The following is a 20558-nucleotide window of genomic DNA, read 5'->3' as shown; positions in this document are numbered from 1 at the left end:
CGAACAGAAAAGCCCTCACCTCTGGAGGTGATGACTTTACAGGTACAACAGGCAATAAAAGTTCGTCAGCTATTGCTGGTCAGATTCTGATAAATCGTCTTGTGTCTGGCCGAGTTGCGCCAGTTCCAACAATGCGTATCGGTGTTCAACAAAGTTGTTAACGTTGTTAGACACCGCCAGTTTGAACAACGCTTTCGCGTCGTCCTTCTCCCCCAGACTTAGGTAGTACTTACCTAAATAGAAGTTGGTTTCACTGAGATGTTCAGCGAGCGAGGTGTTATCCGTTGCGTCCGCCTTGAGACGTTCCATCAATGTTTTTTCACTGATGTCGCCCAGGTAGAACTCGACAATATTCCATCCCCATTGGTCCTTAGCCGCTTTGTCATAACGCTGTTTCAGCGCTACTTTAGCCTGGTCTTTGTCTATCTCGCTTTCAGTGAGATAGAGCCAGAGGCTGCGGAACGGATCGTTAGGATCGTCTTGATAAAACGCCAGCAGATCATCTTGCGCTAACCTGTATCGACCACCGTAGTAGAGAGCGATACCGCGGTTTAAATGCGCATAATTGTAAGTTGGATCAAGCTCAAGTACAGAATCAAACGCTTCGTAGGCGGCATCAAAGTTGCCAGCCTGCGTTAAGTATATACCAAGATAGTTAAACACTTCTGGCATATCTGGTCTTATAGACAGCGCTTGCGAGAAATCGTTCCGCGCCAGTGCCCTCAGACCCAAACTATCATACAACACTCCGCGCTCATATAACAGCTGTGCGCGTTCATCGTCGGTCAGGGCCCGACTGGCAAGAATTTGTTCCATTCGCGCCAGAATGACCTCTTGCTGCAGTGTGGGCTGCAAAGGTACTGCCAGAACTTCGTTCTTACGCCAATTGGAGTTGCTGCATCCTGCCAGCGAAATAGCTGTCGCAACAATACACCAGCGCAAAAAAGGCTTCATTTCCCACTCCCGATACAAACATTGGGATAACCATCCTGTCATCCGCCTGCTATGCACAAGGGTTCCCGCCCTCGCGATGATACCCTGGCGGTGTCAACTTATCGGCACAGCGACCGTGAATTGACGCTACCAGAGTATACAAACACCCCTTTCTGCCGGGCAGAAAGGGGCTAATCAGGACACGCTTATTCAGCGTCAGAAGCGTCCACAGCAGCAGCGGCTTCTGCCGGCTTCTGCTCAGTTGCCTCTTTGATGCTCAGACGTACGCGGCCCTGACGGTCAACTTCCATCACCTTAACCGGTACTTCCTGACCCATCTGCAGGTAGTCGGTCACTTTCTCTACGCGCTTGTCGGCAATCTGAGAAATATGAACCAGACCTTCTTTACCGCCACCGATAGCCACGAACGCACCGAAATCAACGATACGGGTAACTTTGCCGGAGTAGATGCGGCCCACTTCAATCTCAGCGGTGATCTCTTCGATACGACGAATCGCTTCTTTCGCTTTCTGACCGTCGGTCGCAGCGATTTTTACGGTGCCGTCATCTTCGATTTCAATGGTAGTACCGGTCTCTTCGGTCAGCGCACGGATTACCGAGCCGCCTTTACCAATCACATCTTTGATCTTGTCAGAGCTGATCTTAATGGTGTAAATACGCGGTGCGAATTCAGAGATCTCCTGACGCGGCGTGCTGATAGCCTGCTCCATGACGCTCAGGATATGCAGACGCGCACCCTTAGCCTGGTTCAGCGCAACCTGCATGATTTCGCGGGTGATGCCTTCGATTTTAATGTCCATCTGCAGCGCGGTAATACCTTCACGGCTACCCGCTACTTTGAAGTCCATATCGCCGAGATGATCTTCATCACCCAGGATGTCAGACAGCACGACAAACTTCTCATCTTCCTTCACCAGACCCATAGCAATACCGGCAACGGCTGCTTTGATCGGTACGCCTGCGTCCATCAGTGCCAGTGAAGCACCGCAAACGGAAGCCATAGAAGAAGAACCGTTTGATTCAGTGATTTCTGATACAACGCGTACGGTGTACGGGAACTCTTCCTGCTTAGGCATAACTGCCAGTACGCCACGCTTCGCCAGACGACCGTGACCAATTTCACGACGCTTCGGTGAGCCAACCATGCCGGTTTCGCCCACTGAGTATGGAGGGAAGTTGTAGTGGAACAGGAAGCTGTCGGTACGCTCGCCCATCAGCTCATCCAGGTTCTGCGCATCGCGTGCGGTACCCAGCGTAGCAGCAACCAGCGCCTGCGTTTCACCACGGGTGAACAGCGCAGAGCCGTGCGTACGCGGCAGTACGCCGGTACGAACGTCCAGACCGCGGATCATATCTTTTTCGCGACCGTCGATACGCGGTTCGCCGCTCAGGATGCGGGTACGAACCACATTCTTTTCGAGGCTATGCACGATATCGCCGATTTCTGCATCATCCAGCGCAGCATCTTCAGCCAGCAGCGCAGCGATCGTCTCATCTTTGATCACGCCAACCTGTGCGTAACGCTCCTGCTTATCGGTGATGCGGTAAGCATCAGCGATGCGCGCTTCCGCCAGCGCGGCAACACGTGCAATCAGTGCATCGTTAGTCGCTTCTGGCTTCCAGTCCCAGCGCGGTTTGCCCGCTTCGGCAACCAGCGCGTTGATGTTTTCGATAACAACCTGCTGCTGGTCGTGGCCAAATACCACGGCGCCGAGCATCTGCTCTTCAGTCAGGATATCGGCTTCAGATTCAACCATCAGTACCGCGTTCTGGGTACCCGCAACCACCAAGTCCAGACGTGACTGTTTGATCTCATCTGCGGTCGGGTTCAGGACATACTGGTCGTTGATGTAACCAACGCGAGCAGAACCGATTGGACCGTTGAACGGAATACCTGACAGTGACAGCGCAGCAGAGGCGCCAATCATTGCCACGATGTCCGGGTTAACCTGAGGGTTAACAGAAACGACAGTAGCGATAACCTGCACTTCGTTAACGAAGCCTTCCGGGAACAGCGGACGCACCGGGCGGTCAATCAGACGCGCAATCAGGGTTTCGCCTTCGCTTGGACGGCCTTCGCGACGGAAGAAGCTGCCCGGGATACGACCAGCAGCATAGGTACGCTCCTGATAGTTAACGGTCAGCGGGAAAAAGTCCTGGCCTGGTTTCGCTTTCTTCTGGCCAACAACGGTTACAAATACCGCTGTGTCATCCATGCTTACCATAACAGCCGCGGTAGCCTGACGTGCCATCATGCCGGTTTCCAGCGTGACGGTATGCTGACCATATTGGAATTTGCGTACGATCGGATTCAGCAAAATTAACATCCTTAAATTCAGGGCAGAGCCATTGCGGCTCGCCAGTGATAACCGATCTTTGTCGCATCCTCGCGACTAATGACAACCCTCAACCGCCCCTGCGGCAAAGCCTCTCATTAGCCGCGCGAACCTCTGCAAACAAAGATCACACTCAGCAACAATACATGAGTTTGGTCTGGATTGCTGCGGATTGCTCGAAAAAAGGGGCCTTAAAGGCCCCCTTTTCGCGAAACTCGCACAAATCTGATCGTCAGATGCGTTTTTTTGCATAGTGCATGCGCTACATCCCTGATCAGATTCTTCAGACTTAGCGACGCAGACCCAGGCTCTCGATCAGGCTGGTGTAGCGAGCAACGTCTTTACGCTTCAGATAGTCCAGCAGCTTACGACGCTGGGATACCATGCGCAGCAGACCGCGACGGCTGTGGTGGTCTTTCTTGTGCTCAGAGAAGTGACCCTGCAGGTGGTTAATCTGAGCAGTCAGCAGAGCAACCTGAACTTCAGTTGAACCGCTGTCGTTAGCGCCACGACCATATTTAGCAACGATCTCTGCTTTAGCTTCTACGCTTAGAGACATAATAAACTCCAGTAAAAAAATGAATGTATGGGTGCCGATCTCTAATTCAGCAGCCCGCTTTTAAAGCCGCGCTATTCTACTCTGCGCCCGCAGGCAACGCAAATGCGCTGTTGCAGCAAAGATGAGCAGCACGGTCAGCCAGGAAACTCCACCACCAGCCGGCGTGGCGCTACCCGTCCATCGGCGGCGATTTCAGCCATGCCGATGAATTTTTGTGCCTCACCTTCCGTGACCCTTACCAGACCTGCTGCCGGCGTATCCGCAGCCTGGACCGGCATACCCTGCTTAAAGCTGGCGGCAACCGTAACGGGCAGATTGACCACCGGAAAATCTTCCGCCGGGCTGTCCATTGGCAGCAGCAGCGCATCGAGCGCGCTGTAGTCAGGCGTTTCAGCCGCGGTGGCTTCTGCTGCCACCGCCTGCAGCTGCTCCAGCGTCATCATTCGTGCAATCGGGTAGCGTGCGACCTGCAGACGACGCAGCATAATGACATGCGCGCCACAGCCCAGCTTCTCACCCAGATCGTCGATGATAGTACGAATATAGGTGCCTTTGGAGACGTGGATCTCCAGCTCCAGCTCATCACCTTCATGGCGAATAAACTGCAGCTCAAATACGGTGATGGGTCGGGCTTCACGCGGCACGGTAACGCCTTCGCGCGCATACTCATAGAGCTTGCGACCCTGATATTTCAGCGCCGAGAACATAGTCGGCACCTGCATCGTATCACCGCGAAAACTCTCCAGCGCCGCATCCAGCTCAGGCTGGCTGAAGGTCACCGGGCGGGTTTCCACAATGTTGCCATCTGCGTCTGAAGTATCGGTACGTTCGCCCAGCCGGGCGATAACGCGATAACGCTTATCAGAGTCGAGCAGATACTGCGAAAACTTGGTGGCCTCGCCCAGACAAACCGGCAGCATACCGGTGGCAAGGGGATCCAGCGCACCGGTATGACCCGCTTTGTTAGCATTAAACAGGCGCTTAACTTTTTGCAGCACATCATTGGACGACGCGCCCTGATGCTTATCCAGCAGGAAGACACCGTGTACGTCGCGGCCGCGACGACGAGGACGACTCATCAGTCCTCCTTGTCATCTTCCGCCGGGGTTTCACCGCGCCGTTCTGCATCGTTTCTGATCACGTTAGAGACCAGATTTGACATGCGCATCCCTTCAATCAGTGAGTTGTCATAGAAGAAGGTCAGCTCCGGCACAATGCGCAGACGCATCGCTTTGCCCAGCAGAATGCGGATGTAGCCTGACGCCTCTTTCAGCGCTTTCAGACCATTTTTTACCGCTTCCTCATCCTGATCGTTCAGGAAGGTCACAAATACTTTGGCATAGGCCAGATCGCGCGACACTTCAACGCCAGAGACCGTCACCATCATACCCAGACGCGGATCTTTGATTTCGCGCTGCAGAATAATCGCGATCTCTTTTTGCAGCTCCTGAGAAACCCGCTGCGGGCGACCAAATTCTTTCGCCATAATGATATCTCCCAAATAATTCGGGAGGCCAGTGGCCTCCCAAATTGCAGTACATCGATAAGTGAATTATGCGATGGTGCGTTTAATTTCAATGATTTCGAACACTTCGATCATATCGCCAACGCGAACGTCGTTGTAGTTCTTCACACCGATACCACACTCCATGCCGTTACGCACTTCGTTGACGTCATCTTTGAAGCGACGCAGGGATTCCAGCTCGCCTTCATAGATAACCACGTTGTCGCGCAGGACACGAATTGGGTTGTGACGCTTGATGTTGCCTTCGGTAACCATACAGCCCGCGATCGCGCCAAATTTCGGTGATTTAAACACATCACGTACTTCGGCCAGACCGATGATCTGCTGTTTGAATTCCGGCGCCAGCATACCGCTCATCGCAGCTTTTACTTCGTCAATCAGATTATAGATGACGGAGTAGTAACGCAGGTCGACGTTTTCAGCATCAATCACGCGACGCGCAGAAGCGTCAGCACGGACGTTAAAGCCGAGGATGATCGCATTGGAAGCGGCCGCCAGCGTAGCGTCGGTTTCGGTGATACCGCCCACGCCAGAACCGATAATCTTCACCTTCACTTCGTCGGTGGAGAGTTTCAGCAGCGAATCGGAGATCGCTTCTACCGAGCCCTGTACGTCAGACTTCAGAACGATGTTCAGCTCTGAGACTTCGCCTTCAGTCATGTTCGCAAACATGTTTTCCAGCTTCGACTTCTGCTGACGCGCCAGTTTCACTTCGCGGAATTTACCCTGACGATAGAGAGCAACTTCACGCGCTTTCTTCTCGTCACGGACCACAGTCGCTTCATCACCCGCTGCCGGTACGCCAGAGAGACCCAGGATCTCAACCGGAATCGATGGGCCTGCTTCCTGTACTTCGCGTCCCAGTTCGTCACGCATCGCACGTACGCGGCCATACTCGAAGCCACACAGTACGATATCGCCTTTGTTTAGCGTACCTTCACGTACCAGCACGGTAGCGACCGGACCACGACCTTTATCCAGGAAGGATTCGATAACCACACCGCTTGCCATACCTTCACGAATAGCGGTCAGCTCAAGCACTTCCGCCTGCAGCAGAATGGCGTTCAGCAGATCGTCGATACCGGTACCCGCTTTCGCAGAAACGTTGACGAACATGTTTTCGCCGCCCCACTCTTCCGGAATGATGCCGTACTGAGTCAGCTCGTTCTTCACGCGGTCCGGATCGGCTTCTGGTTTGTCGCACTTGTTCACTGCAACCACAACCGGTACGCCGGCCGCTTTTGCGTGTTGAATCGCTTCGACGGTCTGTGGCATCACGCCATCATCCGCAGCAACGACCAGGATAACGATATCCGTTGCCTGCGCACCGCGAGCACGCATAGCGGTAAACGCGGCGTGTCCCGGGGTATCCAGGAAGGTGACCATGCCGTTTTCGGTTTCAACGTGATAGGCACCGATGTGCTGGGTAATACCACCCGCTTCGCCAGAGGCGACTTTGGTTGAGCGGATGTAATCCAGCAGGGAGGTTTTACCGTGGTCAACGTGACCCATGATGGTCACGACCGGCGCACGGCTCTCCTGCGCTGCATCAGTATCACGATCGTCCATTACCGCTTCTTCCAGCTCGTTCTCGCGGCGCAGGATCACTTTATGACCCATCTCTTCCGCGACCAGCTGTGCAGTTTCCTGGTCGATAACCTGGTTGATAGTCGCCATCGCGCCCATCTTCATCATCGCTTTGATGACCAGTGAACCTTTCACTGCCATCTTGTTCGCCAGTTCAGCTACGGTGATGGTTTCGCCGATAATCACGTCGCGGTTAACGGCCTGCGCTGGCTTGTTAAAGCCCTGCTGCAGTGCGCTAGGTTTGCGATGCTTACCGCCTTTACCACCGCGAACCTGCGCACGCGCTTCTTCACGATCGGTTTTAGCTTCGGAGTGCTTGTTGCCTTTTTTGGCAGGACGCGTGGCTTTAGCCGTGGTGCGTGCACGTGCACGACCCGCTTCAACCTGACGATCGTTTTCGTCTTCTGCCTGACGGGCATGAGTTGAAGTTGTGACGTGATAGTCACCTTTATCTTCTTCCTCAGGTTTGTCCCACTCAGCGCCTTTCTCTTCTGCCAGGCGGCGTGCTTCTTCCGCTACGCGGCGTGCGCTCTCTTCGAGCTTACGACGGGCTTCTTCTTCAGCTTTACGCTTCAGTTCAGCCGCTTCAGCTTCGCGACGGGCTTTATCAGACTGCGCAGCCTTGGTCACTTCATCGGTAGGTTGGTTTGTCACTTTATCTTTTTCCGCTGCTTCACGCTTAGCCTTGTCAGCGGCTTCGCGCCTGGCTTTATCTTCGGCTTCACGTTGCGCTTTTAATTCAGCCTCGCGACGGGCTTGTTCTTCCGCCTCGCGACGCGCCTGCTCTTCCGCTACGCGCTGTGCCTCAGCTTCCGCTTCTGCCTGAGCCTGCTGCTCAGCCTCTGCATCACCCTTCACATATGTGCGCTTTTTGCGAACTTCAATTTGCACCGATTTACTTTTACCCCCGGTGCCCGGAATATTCAAGGTGCTGCGCGTTTTGCGCTGCAACGTCAGTTTACCTGAACTGGTTTGACCGTGCTCACGGTTCAGGTGGGACAGTAAGGTCTCTTTCTCTTGCTGGGACACCGCGTCGTTTTCAGACTTAGGGATCCCCGCATCAGCAAATTGCTGTACCAGGCGATCGACCGGAGTCTGAATTTCGGCGGCCAGCGATTTTACGGTTACATCTGTCATGCTGTTCCTTCCTGTTATTACGCGTCATCGCCGAACCAGCAGATATTACGTGCAGCCATAATCAGCGCACCGGCCTTCTCATCATCCAGCCCTTCAATATCTGTCAGATCGTCAACACCTTGCTCAGCGAGATCTTCCAGCGTGCAAACGCCTTTTGACGCCAGGCGATAGGCCAGCGCACGATCCAGGCCTTCAAGATTCAGCAAGTCCTCAGCGGGCTCCTGATTACCAAGGCTTTCTTCTTTCGCTAATGCCAGGGTGGTTAACGCATTTTTGGCTCGTTCACGCAGGGCTTCAATGGTCTCTTCGTCGAGGCCGTCAATTTCCAGCAGCTCGTTCATTGGCACATAGGCCAGTTCTTCCAGCGAAGAGAAGCCCTCTTCCACCAGTATGATGGCGAACTCTTCGTCGATGTCGAGATGTTTCGTGAACATATCGATTGCTGCGTGGGCTTCAGCCTGATGCTTAGCCTGCAGATCGTCGACGGTCATCACGTTCAGCTCCCAGCCGCTCAGCTGGGAAGCCAGACGCACGTTTTGGCCATTACGGCCGATCGCCTGAGCCAGATTACCGGCCTCAACAGCGATATCCATGGTGTGATTATCTTCATCCACCACGATTGACGCCACATCGGCAGGCGCCATGGCGTTAATTACAAACTGTGCCGGATTATCATCCCACAGCACGATATCGATACGCTCGCCGCCCAGTTCACTGGAAACAGCCTGCACGCGTGCGCCGCGCATACCGACGCAGGCACCTACCGGATCGATACGTTTGTCGTTGGTTTTTACCGCAATTTTAGCGCGGGAACCCGGATCGCGGGCAGCCGCTTTAATTTCGATAACTTCTTCACCAATTTCCGGCACCTCAATGCGGAACAGTTCGATCAGCATTTCAGGTTTGGAACGGGTAACAAACAGCTGAGCACCACGCGCTTCAGGACGCACGGCATACAGCACGCCGCGAATACGGTCGCCCGGACGGAAGTTCTCACGTGGCAGCATATCTTCACGTACGATCACCGCCTCGGCGTTGCTGCCCAGGTCCAGCGTGATGTTGTCGCGATTCACTTTCTTCACCTGACCGGTGATGATGTCGCCTTGCTGCTCGCGGAACTGGTCCACAACCATTGCGCGCTCAGCTTCACGTACTTTCTGAACGATAACCTGCTTCGCAGTCTGTGTAGTGATACGGTCAAAGGTGACAGATTCAATCTGATCTTCAACGTAATCGCCCAGATTGAGCGCTTCATCTTCGAAGCGAGCCGCGTCCAGCGTGATTTCACGCGTAGGCTGAGTAACTTCATCAACGATTACCCAACGACGGAACGTGTCGAAATCGCCGCTGCGACGATCGATACTGACGCGCACGTCGATTTCCTGCTCATACTTCTTTTTGGTCGCAGTGGCCAAAGCGCTCTCCAGCGCTTCGAAGATTTTCTCACGCGGCAGAGCTTTTTCATTAGAAACGGCTTCTACTACAGCTAAGATTTCTTTATTCATCCTGGTTAGCCTCAATCCGGACTTTTAAAAGTGGGGGACCAGGTTCGCTTTCTGAATATTGCTCAGTGCGAACACTTCATCGTTACCCTCGACGGTCACAGTGATCATCTCGCCTTCCACCGACTTGATGATGCCCTGCCATTTGCGACGGTTCTGTACCGCCATCCGCAGGACCAGGCTGACTTCCTCACCCGCAAAGCGCGCATAGTGTTCTGCGGTGAAAAGTGGACGATCGAGACCCGGCGAGGAAACTTCAAGGTTGTAAGCCACCGTAATTGGATCTTCCACATCCATCACAGCGCTCACCTGGTGGCTAACATCGGCGCAATCATCAACATTGATACCCTCTTCGCTATCAATATAGATGCGCAAGGTTGATGTGCGACCACGAACGAATTCAATACCGACCAGTTCGTAGCCAAGCGCTTCTACCGGAGCAGAGATCAACTCTGTCAATTTTTGCTCTAATGTGGACAAGCCCACCCCCAAGACATAAAAAAAGGGCCTAAAGCCCAGTGTTACGATTTCCTGATAACAAAAAACCCCGAAAAATCGGGGCTTTTTATGACTGGACCCTGTATGCCGCAGTGCGGCTTCGGCGCACAATCCAGAAGAATTTTTTTCAAAAACTCACTGATAGTGCGTCCGTCGATGCATACAGTATATTTGAAAAAGAACTCTAAGGGAAAGTGGTTGCGGGGGCCGGATTTGAACCGACGACCTTCGGGTTATGAGCCCGACGAGCTACCAGGCTGCTCCACCCCGCGTCCGAAAACGTGGCGAATATTACGCCGATCTTGCGAAAATAGCAAGTTTTACTGAGAATTGGTACCGAGGACGGGACTTGAACCCGTAAGCCCTTTCGAGCACTACCACCTCAAGGTAGCGTGTCTACCAATTTCACCACCTCGGTACTGCACTGACTGCGACGATAGTATAGTCGCTTAAGCGTTGACGATTTACTGCTTACTGCGGGATATCATTGCCCGGGGTTGCCGGTTTAGCTGGCTGAGTCTGCTGTTCAGACTGAGCTGGCGCAGTGAGGTTTTCCCACTCGCTTCCTTTGGAAGTCTTATTGCTGTTCAGGTTACCCAGAATCAGACTGATAATGAAGAACAGCGAAGCCAGTATCGCGGTCATACGTGTCATAAAGTTACCTGACCCGTTTGAACCAAACAGCGTACCGGAAGCGCCTGCACCGAATGAGGCTCCCATATCAGCGCCTTTGCCTTGCTGCAGCATGATCAGACCAACCAGGCCAATCGCCACAATAAGGAAAACAACTAACAGAGCTTCGTACATAATCAACCTGTTTCCTTGCGCGTAACCGCACAGTTAAAGCTTCAACCAATACAGACGGGTAGTCTCGTCATTACCCATCAGAAGCGGGTGTGAATACTAACCAAAGGCGCCTGGCTCTGCAAGTGCAATTTTAGTCATAAAATTCAATTGCAGAAAAAAGCGCCAGCATGATGATTTACCAGGCGAAAAGGCGTCCCGCCTGCCGACTGGCCGGGACTAAACTGCTTTTACCGCTGCGGCAATATTATGCGCCAGCGCAGTGACCTGCGCTTCATCTTCGCCTTCCACCATCACGCGGATCAGCGGCTCCGTGCCTGATTTACGCAGCAGTACCCGCCCGCGCCCTGCCAGCGCCTGCTCTGCTTCGGCAGCCGCAGCTTTCACGCTTTCGCTCTCCAGCGGATCGTGGCTGCCGGTAAAGCGCACGTTAACCAGGATTTGCGGCAGCATTTTCATACCGCTGCACAGATCGTGCAGACTCATGTGGTTACGCACTATGGCAGTAAGCACTTGCAAACTTGCTACAATTCCATCGCCGGTGCTGATTTTATCCAGCAGAATAACGTGTCCGGAGTTCTCAGCCCCCATGCGCCAGCCTTTCTCCTGCATTTTTTCCAGTACGTAGCGGTCGCCCACTTTGGCACGGGTGAACGGGATGCCCAGCTGTTTCAGGGCCAGCTCCAGCCCCATGTTACTCATCAGCGTCCCGACCACGCCACCGCGCAGCTGCCCCTGACGCAGCGCTTCGCGCGCAATGATATAGAGAATCTGGTCGCCATCCACTTTCTGTCCCAGATGATCCACCATCATGATGCGATCGCCATCTCCGTCATAGGCGAGACCAAGGTTAGCCTGCTCTTCCAGGACGCGCTGCTGCAGCTGACGCAGGTCAGTCGCTCCGCACTCCTTGTTGATGTTCATGCCGTCCGGCTGCACGCCAATCGCGATGACCTGCGCACCCAGCTCACGCAGCACGTTAGGGGCGATGTGATAGGTGGCACCATTCGCGCAATCGACCACAATTTTCAGACCGTTGAGACTCAGCTCGCCGGGGAAAGTGCCTTTACAGAATTCAATATAGCGACCGGCGGCATCCACGATACGGCTGGCACGCCCCAGTTCAGCAGATTCCACGCAGGTCAGCGGTTTTTCCAGCTCGCGCTCAATCGCTTCTTCCACATCATCCGGCAGCTTGGTGCCTTCGGCTGAGAAAAATTTAATGCCGTTATCATCAAACGGATTGTGAGAGGCGGAGATCACGATCCCCGCTTCCGCACGAAACGTTCGCGTCAGGTAGGCGATTGCCGGGGTTGGCATCGGTCCGGTAAAAGCTGCCGAGAGGCCTGCTGCTGCCAGCCCCGCTTCGAGCGCCGACTCCAGCATATAGCCAGAAATGCGCGTGTCTTTGCCAATCAGTACTTTTCTTGAACCTGAACGCGCCAGCACTTTGCCTGCGGCAAAACCCAGCTTCAGTACAAAATCGGGCGTGATCGGCGCTTCGCCTACTTTGCCGCGGATGCCATCTGTACCAAAATATTTACGCTCACTCATGCCTGTTATCCTTTTGCTCTCTGGGTCGCTTCCACGATGCGCATCGCTTCAACTGTCTCTTTCACATCATGCACGCGAATAATCTGGGCGCCCTGCATCGCAGCAATGACTGCGCAGCTCAGGCTGCCGGTAAGACGCTGTGCCGGGCCGACATTAAGCAGCTGACCAATCATCGATTTACGCGACATTCCCACCAGCAGCGGTAAGCCGTAATGGTGAAAATGGCTCAGGTGGGCCAGCAGCTCATAGTTATGGCTGAGATTCTTACCGAAACCAAAGCCCGGGTCGAGCAGCAGTTGCGCTTTTTTGATGCCCGCCGCCTCACAGCGCGCAATTTGCGCAGCGAAGTAAGCGTCCACTTCGCTGACCACATTGTTATACGAAGGTGTCTGCTGCATGGTACGGGGTTCACCCTGCATATGCATCAGACAAACCGGTAAACCGCTCTCTGCCGCCGCACCGAGCGCGCCAGGCTCTGAAAGCGAGCGAATATCATTGATGATGTGAGCACCCGCTCTCGCTGCTTCACGGATGACGTCAGGCTTTGAGGTATCTACTGAGATCCAGACTTCAAACCGCTGTGCAATGGCCTCCACGACCGGGATAACCCGCTCCAGCTCCTCCTCAACGCTGACCTCGTCCGCTCCGGGCCGGGTCGACTCGCCGCCGACATCGATGATTGTCGCGCCGGCATTTACCATCTCATTAGTATGCGTCAGCGCATTTACCAGAGAGTTATGCGCGCCGCCGTCAGAAAAGGAGTCGGGCGTTACGTTCAGAATACCCATTACATGGGGGAAGGAGAGATCGAGAAAGGAATCACGCGCGTGGAGTTTCATGGCAGGTATGGTCCTGAAGTGGTCAAACGTTAAATGTAAAAACCCCGGACTGGCCGGGGTTTTTGCTGAGGTGATGGCCTCTTATTTATTGAACTGCTCAGACATGGTATTACCCGGATTCGGCGTACGCGGTTCATCAACCGGACGTGGCGCCTTTGGCGTACCGTTGCTGTCAGAGTTGTTGCTGCCGGGATCTTCCCAGCCAGCTGGCGGTCGCACATCGCGGCGCGCCATCAGGTCATCAATCTGCGGAGCATCAATGGTTTCATACTTCATCAGCGCATCTTTCATCGCATGAAGAATATCCATGTTCTCGCCCAGAATACGACGTGCACGCTGATAGTTGCTGTCGATCAGGTGTTTAACTTCCTGATCGATGATGCGCGCAGTCTCATCTGACATATGCTTGGCTTTCGCTACGGAACGGCCAAGGAACACTTCACCCTCTTCTTCCGCATAGAGCAGCGGGCCAAGCTTCTCTGAGAAGCCCCACTGCGTCACCATGTTACGAGCCAGATTGGTCGCCACTTTGATGTCGTTAGATGCACCGGTAGAGACATGTTCTGCGCCGTAGATGATCTCTTCAGCCAGACGACCGCCATAGAGCGTGGAGATCTGACTTTCCAGTTTCTGACGGCTGGCGCTGATAGCATCACCTTCCGGCAGGAAGAACGTCACGCCCAGCGCACGGCCGCGCGGAATGATCGTAACTTTATGTACCGGATCGTGTTCTGGCACCAGACGGCCGATAATCGCATGCCCGGCTTCATGGTAAGCGGTTGACTCTTTCTGCGCTTCCGTCATCACCATGGAGCGGCGTTCTGCACCCATCATGATTTTGTCTTTGGCTTTTTCGAACTCGACCATCGACACTACGCGCTTGTTGCCACGAGCGGCAAAGAGTGCGGCTTCGTTGACCAGGTTTGCCAGGTCAGCTCCCGAGAAGCCCGGTGTACCGCGTGCGATAATAGCCGCATCGATGTCGGTTGCCAGCGGCACACGGCGCATATGCACTTTCAGGATCTGTTCACGACCGCGCACGTCCGGCAGGCCAACGACAACCTGACGGTCAAAACGGCCCGGACGCAGCAGCGCAGGGTCGAGTACATCCGGACGGTTGGTTGCGGCGATAACAATAATGCCTTCATTGCCTTCAAAACCATCCATCTCAACCAGCATCTGGTTCAGCGTCTGCTCACGCTCATCGTGACCACCGCCTAAACCGGCACCACGCTGACGTCCTACCGCATCGATCTCATCGATAAAGATGATGCACGGCGCAGCTTTTTTCGCCTGTTCGAACATGTCACGCACGCGGGATGCGCCCACGCCGACAAACATTTCTACGAAATCGGAACCGGAAATAGTGAAGAAAGGCACTTTCGCTTCGCCGGCGATAGCTTTAGCCAGCAGCGTTTTACCTGTACCCGGCGGGCCCACCATCAGGACGCCTTTCGGGATTTTACCGCCCAGCTTCTGGAAACGGCTTGGTTCACGCAGATACTCTACCAGCTCACCTACCTCTTCTTTCGCTTCATCACAGCCAGCGACGTCGGCAAAGGTGGTCTTGATCTGGTCTTCCGTCAGCATGCGGGCTTTGCTTTTGCCGAAGGACATCGCGCCCTTACCGCCGCCGCCCTGCATCTGACGCATAAAGAAGATCCATACGCCAATCAGCAGCAGCATCGGGAACCAGGAAATGAAGATAGAAGCCAGCAGGCTTGGCTCTTCAGGTGGTTCACCCACTACTTTGACGTTTTTGGTCAGCAGGTTATCGAGTAACTTGGGATCGTTGACAGGAATGTAGGTGGTATATTTATTACTGTCTTTTTTGGTTACGTTAATTTCACGCCCGTTAATACGTGCCTCGCGGACCTGATCCTGGTTCACTTCCGACAGGAAGGTTGAATAATCAACCCTACGGCCATTCGACTCGCTGGGCCCAAAGCTCTGGAATACTGACATCAGCACGACCGCGATGACTAACCAGAGAATCAGGTTTTTCGCCATGTCACTCAAGGGATTAACCTCATATTACAACGGTGTTAACAGACAGCGTAGGGTACTATATATCCTTCATACCTGGAATCGCAGCATGGATGAATTTGCTGGTTTACCCTGAAACTCAGAATCAGGCCGGGATAAACGCACTATTCAGCTTGCTTTGACGCCGGTATTCGGGCCTACAGTTTGCGCCCTGTCGCCACAATATACACTTCACGTGAACGTAACCGCGAAGCGTCTGGCTTACGAATTTTCACTTTCGTAAATAGGGAGCGAATTTCCCGGAGGTATTCATCGAAGCCATCTCCCTGAAACACTTTCACAACAAAACTGCCGCCGGGAGCCAGTACATCCCGACACATTTCCAGCGCCAGTTCAACTAAATACATTGAACGAGGAATATCCACAGCTGGCGTACCGCTCATGTTGGGTGCCATATCTGACATCACCACCTGAACTTTCTGGTCCCCTACCCGCTCAAGCAGCGCTTTCAGCACGGCCTCGTCACGGAAGTCACCCTGCATAAAATCCACGCCGACAATCGGATCCATCGGCAGCAGATCGCAGGCAATCACCCGCCCGCTATTGCCAATCTGCTGTACCACATATTGTGACCAGCCGCCGGGTGCCGCGCCTAAGTCCACCACGGTCATACCGGGTTTAAACAGCTTGTCACCCTGCTGAATTTCATCAAGTTTAAACCAGGCGCGCGAACGCAGCCCTTTTTTCTGTGCCTGAAGCACATATTTATCGCTAAAGTGTTCCTGAAGCCAGCGACTGGAACTGGCCGAACGCTTTTTACCCGTCATAATTTTTCCAGTTAAATCGTCATCGTAGCGATAAATCAGCGCGCAATGGGTAGCGATGATTTGGCGATATACCCGAGATGGCGGTAGAATGACCCGTTTTCAATCCCTGAGTAAGCAAAAAATACGATGAATCTGAGTACCAAACAAAAACAGCACCTGAAAGGCCTGGCCCACCCACTGAAGCCGGTGGTCATGCTGGGCGGCAACGGCCTTACTGAAGGCGTGCTCGCCGAAATCGAACAGGCGCTTGACCATCACGAACTGATTAAGGTGAAAATTGCCTCAGAAGATCGCGAAACCAAGCAGCTGATCGTCGAGGCCATTGTGCGTGAAACCAAGGCCAGCAATGTGCAGGTTATCGGCAATGTGCTGGTGCTGTACCGCCCGGCGAAAGAGCGCAAAATCACGCTGCCTCGTTAAGCTCTATACTAAGCGCGGCGCAGCGGGCAGAGAAAGTGCCACGCTCACGCATGCGATAAAAGGCCGCCATGCGGCCTTTTTCCTTTCTTTACATTGTGCCCGGCATAACAGCAGCGGGTGCTTACAGATATTCAACCTTCAGCACTTCATACTCCACGTCACCGCCTGGCGTTTTCACAATGGCTACGTCATCGGCCTCTTTGCCCACCAGACCACGCGCCATTGGCGAGTTAACTGAGATCAGATTTTGTTTAAAATCTGCTTCATCGTCACCCACAATGCGGTAAGTAAACTCTTCGTCGGTATCTACATTCAGCACAGTTACCGTGGCACCGAAAATGACGCGACCGGTTTTTGGCATAGATGTGATGTCGATCACCTGCGCATTAGAAAGTTTAGCTTCAATCTCCTGAATACGCCCTTCGCAAAACCCCTGCTCTTCACGCGCAGCATGGTACTCGGCGTTCTCTTTCAGGTCGCCATGCTCACGAGCTTCAGCGATGGAGGCGATGATGCGCGGACGCTTTACGGTTTTCAGTTCGTTCAGCTCTTCACGCAGCTTCTCAGCGCCTTGTAACGTCATCGGAATCTGATTCATTTTGGCTCCTCGTCTCTATCCTGGTTAACGGTGTCATCCTGACTGGTGACAGCAGAATAATCGCTTCTGCGGCACACGGCCCCTTTTCAAAAGCAAAAGAACCCTGACCCGGAAAGCTTTCCGGGTCAGGGATCGGTTTTGCATTTTGATACGTATTTTACCCCAGAGTTCCCTGTGGGTCATCGTTTACTTTGCCCTGCCCGGGGACGTAGTATTGACGCCCCATCCGTCAGTTACCGCGAGATTATGCGATTTTCACGACTTGTTACCGGATTAACCTGCGCGGTAATGCTGCAGGCACAAGCGGCCCCCGTTGAAGAATACATGCAGTATTTACCTGACGGCGCGAACCTGGCGCTGATGGTACAGAAAGTGGGCGCATCAACCCCTATTATTGACTACCACGGAAAACAGATGGCTTTACCGGCCAGCACCATGAAAGTGATCACGGCGCTGGCGGCACTTCTGGAGCTGGGACCCGACTTCCGCTTTCAGACCACGCTTGAGACACGCGGTGCTATTACCGACGGCACGCTGAACGGCGATCTGGTGGCCCGCTTTGGCGGCGATCCTACGCTGAGCAGGCAGAATCTGCGCAATATGGTCGCCGCGCTGAAGCAGCAGGGTATCACGCACATCAAAGGCAACCTGGTGATTGATACCTCCGTATTTGCCAGCCACGATATGGCTCCCGGCTGGCCATGGAACGATCTGACCCAGTGCTTCAGCGCACCACCTGGCGCGGCGATTGTCGACAAAAACTGTTTCTCGGTTTCGCTTTACAGTGGCAAAACCGCTGGTGAAACCGCCTTTGTGCGTATTGCGTCTTACTATCCGGCCCATATGTTCAGCCAGGTCCGGACGCTTGCCCCTAACAGCGGCGAAGGTCAGTACTGCGAGCTGGATGTGGTGCCTGGTGAGCTTAACCGCTATACGCTGACAGGCTGTATGCGCCAGCGGGCAGAACCGCTGCCGCTCGCCTTTGCGGTTCAGGATGATGCCGCCTGGTCAGGTGAAATCCTGAAAGGGATGCTGCGTGCGGCTGATATTGATTATAGCGGTCATCTGGTACGCCAGACGCAGGTTACGTCGCCGGGTACCGTGCTCGCCTCGACCCAATCCGCGCCGCTGCATACGCTACTGCGCATGATGCTGAAAAAGTCGGACAACATGATTGCGGACACCGTGTTCCGCACCATCGGCCATCACTACTTTAACGTGCCGGGTACGTTTCGTGCCGCCTCTGACGCCGTGCGTCGTATTCTGCGCGAAAAAGCGGGTATTGATATGGGCAACAGCATTCAGGTTGATGGTTCCGGCCTGTCGCGTCACGATTTGATCTCGCCAGAGACAATGATGCAGGTGCTGCAGTACATTGCTAAAAACGACGCCACGCTCGACTATATCTCTATGCTGCCGCTGGCCGGCTACGACGGCACGCTGCAGTACCGTGGCGGGCTCCATGAAGCGGGCCTCGATGGCAAAGTCTCAGCAAAAACCGGTTCTCTGCAGGGCGTCTATAATCTGGCAGGGTTTATTACCACGTCCAGCGGTGCGCGCGTTGCCTTTGTGCAGTTTCTGTCAGGCTATGCCGTGCCCCCGGAAAATCAGAAAACGCGGCGTATTCCGCTGGTTCGCTTTGAAAGCCGCCTCTACACGGACATTAACAAGAACAACTAATGAAATTGTTGATTGTTGAAGATGATGCGCTGCTGCAGTCGGGCCTGGCACAGGCGCTGGGCGCTAAGGGTTATGCAACAGATTGCGCCAGCAGCGCCGCAGAGAGTAATGCGCTATTGCGCAGCGGTCAGTATACCCTGATCGTGCTGGATCTTGGCCTGCCGGATCGCGACGGCGCTTCGCTGCTGCGCCAGTGGCGGCGCGAGGGCGTTGCGATCCCGGTGCTGATCCTTACGGCGCGTGATGCGCTGGAGGATCGCGTGGAGGGCCTGGATGCCGGTGCGGATGATTATCTGATCAAGCCTTTTGCACTGGCAGAACTGCAGGCGCGGGTTCGGGCGCTGATCCGCCGCTATCAGGGGCAGAGCGATAACCAGCTGCAACAGGGCGATCTGACGCTCAATCTCAGCACGCAGCAGGTGCTGCTTGAAAATCAGTCGGTGGATATTACGCCTAAAGAGTTTGCGCTGCTGACGCGCCTGCTGATGCGCATCGGACAAAATGTGCATCGCGAAACGCTGCAGCAGGATCTTTATAGCTGGAACGACGATCCCGGATCGAACACGCTGGAAGTGCATATTCATAATCTGCGCCGCAAGCTGGGAAAAGATCGGATTAAAACGGTTCGCGGTGTGGGTTACCGGCTGGAACTGCGCGAATGAACAGTATGCGGCAGCGCTTACTGATCATGCTGGCGCTGATCCTGCTTATCTGTCAGGTCATGAGCGTGATCTGGCTCTGGCACGAGAGCCGGGAGCAGATCAGCTTTCTTGTCAATGAGACGCTTTCGGCTCAGGCGCGCAATCAGCGGGTCGAGAATGAGATCCGCGAAGCGATCGCTTCGTTGCTACTGCCCTCACTGGTGATGGTATGCCTGACGCTGCTGCTCTCGTTCTGGGCGATTAACTGGATTATTCGCCCGCTTAAGCTGCTGCAGGATAGCCTGGCGCATCGTTCCGCCGACAACCTCACTCCCCTGCCGGTGTATGCGGATATGGATGAAATTGTTGCCGTCACCGGCGCGATAAATCAGCTGTTTTCCCGTCTGGACCACACGCTGCAGCAGGAGCGGCTTTTTACTGCCGATGCTGCCCATGAGCTGCGTACGCCCCTCGCCGGGCTGCGGCTGCATCTGGAACTGCTGCAGCAGCAGCAGGTGCCGCAGAGTGAAATGCTGATTAGCCGTATCGATCAGCTGATGCACACCGTAGAGCAGCTGCTCATGCTGTCACGTGCCGGCCAGGCGCTGGCGGGCGGACACTATCAGCAGCTGTGGTGGCTGCAGGATATCATGCAGCCGCTGAAACCAGAGATGGACGAGCTGCTGCTACAGCGTCAGCAGCGGCTGCGCTGGCCAGAGGGGAGTGATATCCCGCAGCAGGGCGAAGCGGTGCTGTTGCGCCTGATGCTGCGCAATTTGCTGGAGAACGCCTCGCGCTATAGCCCGGAAAACAGCGAGGTGCAGGTTAAGCTATACCGGGATGCGCAGCAGGTAACGGCAGAAGTATGGGATGAAGGGCCGGGTATTGATGCCGGAGCCGCAGAGGAGTTAACCCAGGCCTTTCGCCGTCGCGATCAGCGCTACGGCGGCAGCGGACTGGGTCTGAATATTGTGCTGCGTATTGTACAAATGCACCGCGGTACGCTGACGCTGGAAAACCGTGAAGACCGCAGCGGACTGATTGCCCGCTGTACGCTGCCGTATCAGCTCAACGGCTAGCTCTGCAGATAAAAAAAGCGGCCCGAAGGCCG

At 54.4% G+C, this 20558-nt stretch carries 18 protein-coding genes and 2 tRNA genes; 4 read left to right on the top strand and 16 right to left on the bottom strand.

Annotated elements, in window-relative coordinates; genetic code table 11:
- Positions 1-69: 69 nt before the first annotated feature.
- The 15 genes from nlpI to rlmE form a co-directional block, all read right to left on the bottom strand.
- Entirely contained in the window at positions 70-954 is an 885-nt protein-coding gene (nlpI, locus tag F3J39_RS13670; protein WP_039382290.1) for a lipoprotein NlpI, read from the bottom strand.
- A gap of 185 nt (positions 955-1139) precedes the next feature.
- Positions 1140-3272 carry a polyribonucleotide nucleotidyltransferase gene (pnp, locus tag F3J39_RS13665; RefSeq protein WP_039382288.1) on the bottom strand — a complete coding sequence of 711 codons (2133 nt, stop codon included), beginning with the start codon at positions 3270-3272 and terminating at the stop codon, positions 1140-1142.
- A 307-nt stretch (positions 3273-3579) separates the two neighbouring features.
- The gene (gene rpsO, locus F3J39_RS13660) at positions 3580-3849 is read right to left on the bottom strand and encodes a 30S ribosomal protein S15 (protein WP_010615981.1); all 270 of its coding nucleotides are present in this window, start codon (positions 3847-3849) and stop codon (positions 3580-3582) included.
- 134 nt (positions 3850-3983) lie between these two features.
- Complete coding sequence (gene truB / locus F3J39_RS13655; protein ID WP_039382285.1) at positions 3984-4928, bottom strand: tRNA pseudouridine(55) synthase TruB; 945 nt, start codon at positions 4926-4928, stop codon at positions 3984-3986.
- A complete protein-coding gene (gene rbfA, locus F3J39_RS13650; RefSeq protein WP_039382283.1) occupies positions 4928-5335 on the bottom strand; it encodes a 30S ribosome-binding factor RbfA in 408 nt (135 codons plus the stop codon). Before rbfA ends, truB begins: the two co-directional genes overlap by 1 nt.
- 66 nt (positions 5336-5401) lie before the next feature.
- Positions 5402-8098, bottom strand: coding sequence for a translation initiation factor IF-2 (gene infB / locus F3J39_RS13645; RefSeq protein WP_071669136.1), 2697 nt, complete (start codon positions 8096-8098; stop codon positions 5402-5404).
- 17 nt (positions 8099-8115) lie between these two features.
- Entirely contained in the window at positions 8116-9603 is a 1488-nt protein-coding gene (gene nusA, locus F3J39_RS13640) for a transcription termination factor NusA (RefSeq protein ID WP_166714309.1), read from the bottom strand.
- Between the two features lie 24 nt (positions 9604-9627).
- On the bottom strand, positions 9628-10080 hold the full coding sequence (rimP, locus tag F3J39_RS13635) for a ribosome maturation factor RimP (protein WP_039382276.1): 453 nt from the start codon (positions 10078-10080) through the stop codon (positions 9628-9630).
- Between the two features lie 213 nt (positions 10081-10293).
- A tRNA-Met gene (locus F3J39_RS13630) sits at positions 10294-10370 on the bottom strand.
- A 59-nt stretch (positions 10371-10429) separates the two neighbouring features.
- Positions 10430-10516 (bottom strand) — tRNA-Leu (locus F3J39_RS13625).
- A 53-nt stretch (positions 10517-10569) separates the two neighbouring features.
- A complete protein-coding gene (secG, locus tag F3J39_RS13620; protein WP_039382274.1) occupies positions 10570-10905 on the bottom strand; it encodes a preprotein translocase subunit SecG in 336 nt (111 codons plus the stop codon).
- Positions 10906-11121: 216 nt separating this feature from the next.
- Positions 11122-12456, bottom strand: coding sequence for a phosphoglucosamine mutase (gene glmM, locus F3J39_RS13615; RefSeq protein ID WP_071669137.1), 1335 nt, complete (start codon positions 12454-12456; stop codon positions 11122-11124).
- Positions 12457-12461: 5 nt separating this feature from the next.
- Entirely contained in the window at positions 12462-13295 is an 834-nt protein-coding gene (gene folP / locus F3J39_RS13610) for a dihydropteroate synthase (RefSeq protein WP_104085589.1), read from the bottom strand.
- 81 nt (positions 13296-13376) lie between these two features.
- Positions 13377-15305, bottom strand: coding sequence for an ATP-dependent zinc metalloprotease FtsH (gene ftsH, locus F3J39_RS13605; protein WP_039382268.1), 1929 nt, complete (start codon positions 15303-15305; stop codon positions 13377-13379).
- 173 nt (positions 15306-15478) lie between these two features.
- On the bottom strand, positions 15479-16108 hold the full coding sequence (gene rlmE / locus F3J39_RS13600) for a 23S rRNA (uridine(2552)-2'-O)-methyltransferase RlmE (protein WP_039382266.1): 630 nt from the start codon (positions 16106-16108) through the stop codon (positions 15479-15481).
- A 126-nt stretch (positions 16109-16234) separates the two neighbouring features.
- On the opposite strand from rlmE, the gene yhbY reads away from it, so the two are divergent.
- Positions 16235-16528, top strand: coding sequence for a ribosome assembly RNA-binding protein YhbY (yhbY, locus tag F3J39_RS13595; protein ID WP_039382264.1), 294 nt, complete (start codon positions 16235-16237; stop codon positions 16526-16528).
- Positions 16529-16649: 121 nt separating this feature from the next.
- Here the strand turns inward: yhbY and greA are convergent, their stop codons facing one another.
- Positions 16650-17126 carry a transcription elongation factor GreA gene (gene greA / locus F3J39_RS13590; protein WP_039382260.1) on the bottom strand — a complete coding sequence of 159 codons (477 nt, stop codon included), beginning with the start codon at positions 17124-17126 and terminating at the stop codon, positions 16650-16652.
- Positions 17127-17372: 246 nt separating this feature from the next.
- Between greA and dacB the strand changes: the two genes are divergently transcribed.
- The 3 genes from dacB to pmrB are packed head-to-tail and all read left to right on the top strand — an operon-like array spanning position 17373 to position 20526.
- Positions 17373-18806, top strand: coding sequence for a serine-type D-Ala-D-Ala carboxypeptidase (gene dacB / locus F3J39_RS13585; protein ID WP_039382258.1), 1434 nt, complete (start codon positions 17373-17375; stop codon positions 18804-18806).
- On the top strand, positions 18806-19468 hold the full coding sequence (pmrA, locus tag F3J39_RS13580; RefSeq protein ID WP_071669139.1) for a two-component system response regulator PmrA: 663 nt from the start codon (positions 18806-18808) through the stop codon (positions 19466-19468). Before dacB ends, pmrA begins: the two co-directional genes overlap by 1 nt.
- Positions 19465-20526 carry a two-component system sensor histidine kinase PmrB gene (gene pmrB, locus F3J39_RS13575; RefSeq protein WP_039382254.1) on the top strand — a complete coding sequence of 354 codons (1062 nt, stop codon included), beginning with the start codon at positions 19465-19467 and terminating at the stop codon, positions 20524-20526. Before pmrA ends, pmrB begins: the two co-directional genes overlap by 4 nt.
- The last annotated feature ends 32 nt before the right edge of the window (positions 20527-20558 follow it).

The organism is Pantoea sp. Acro-807, assembly GCF_011752675.1.
Classification (GTDB): Bacteria; Pseudomonadota; Gammaproteobacteria; order Enterobacterales; family Enterobacteriaceae; genus Pantoea; species Pantoea eucrina.
The sequence above is the reverse complement of the archived record's forward strand: the minus strand, read 5'-3'. Positions and strand labels throughout refer to the sequence as shown.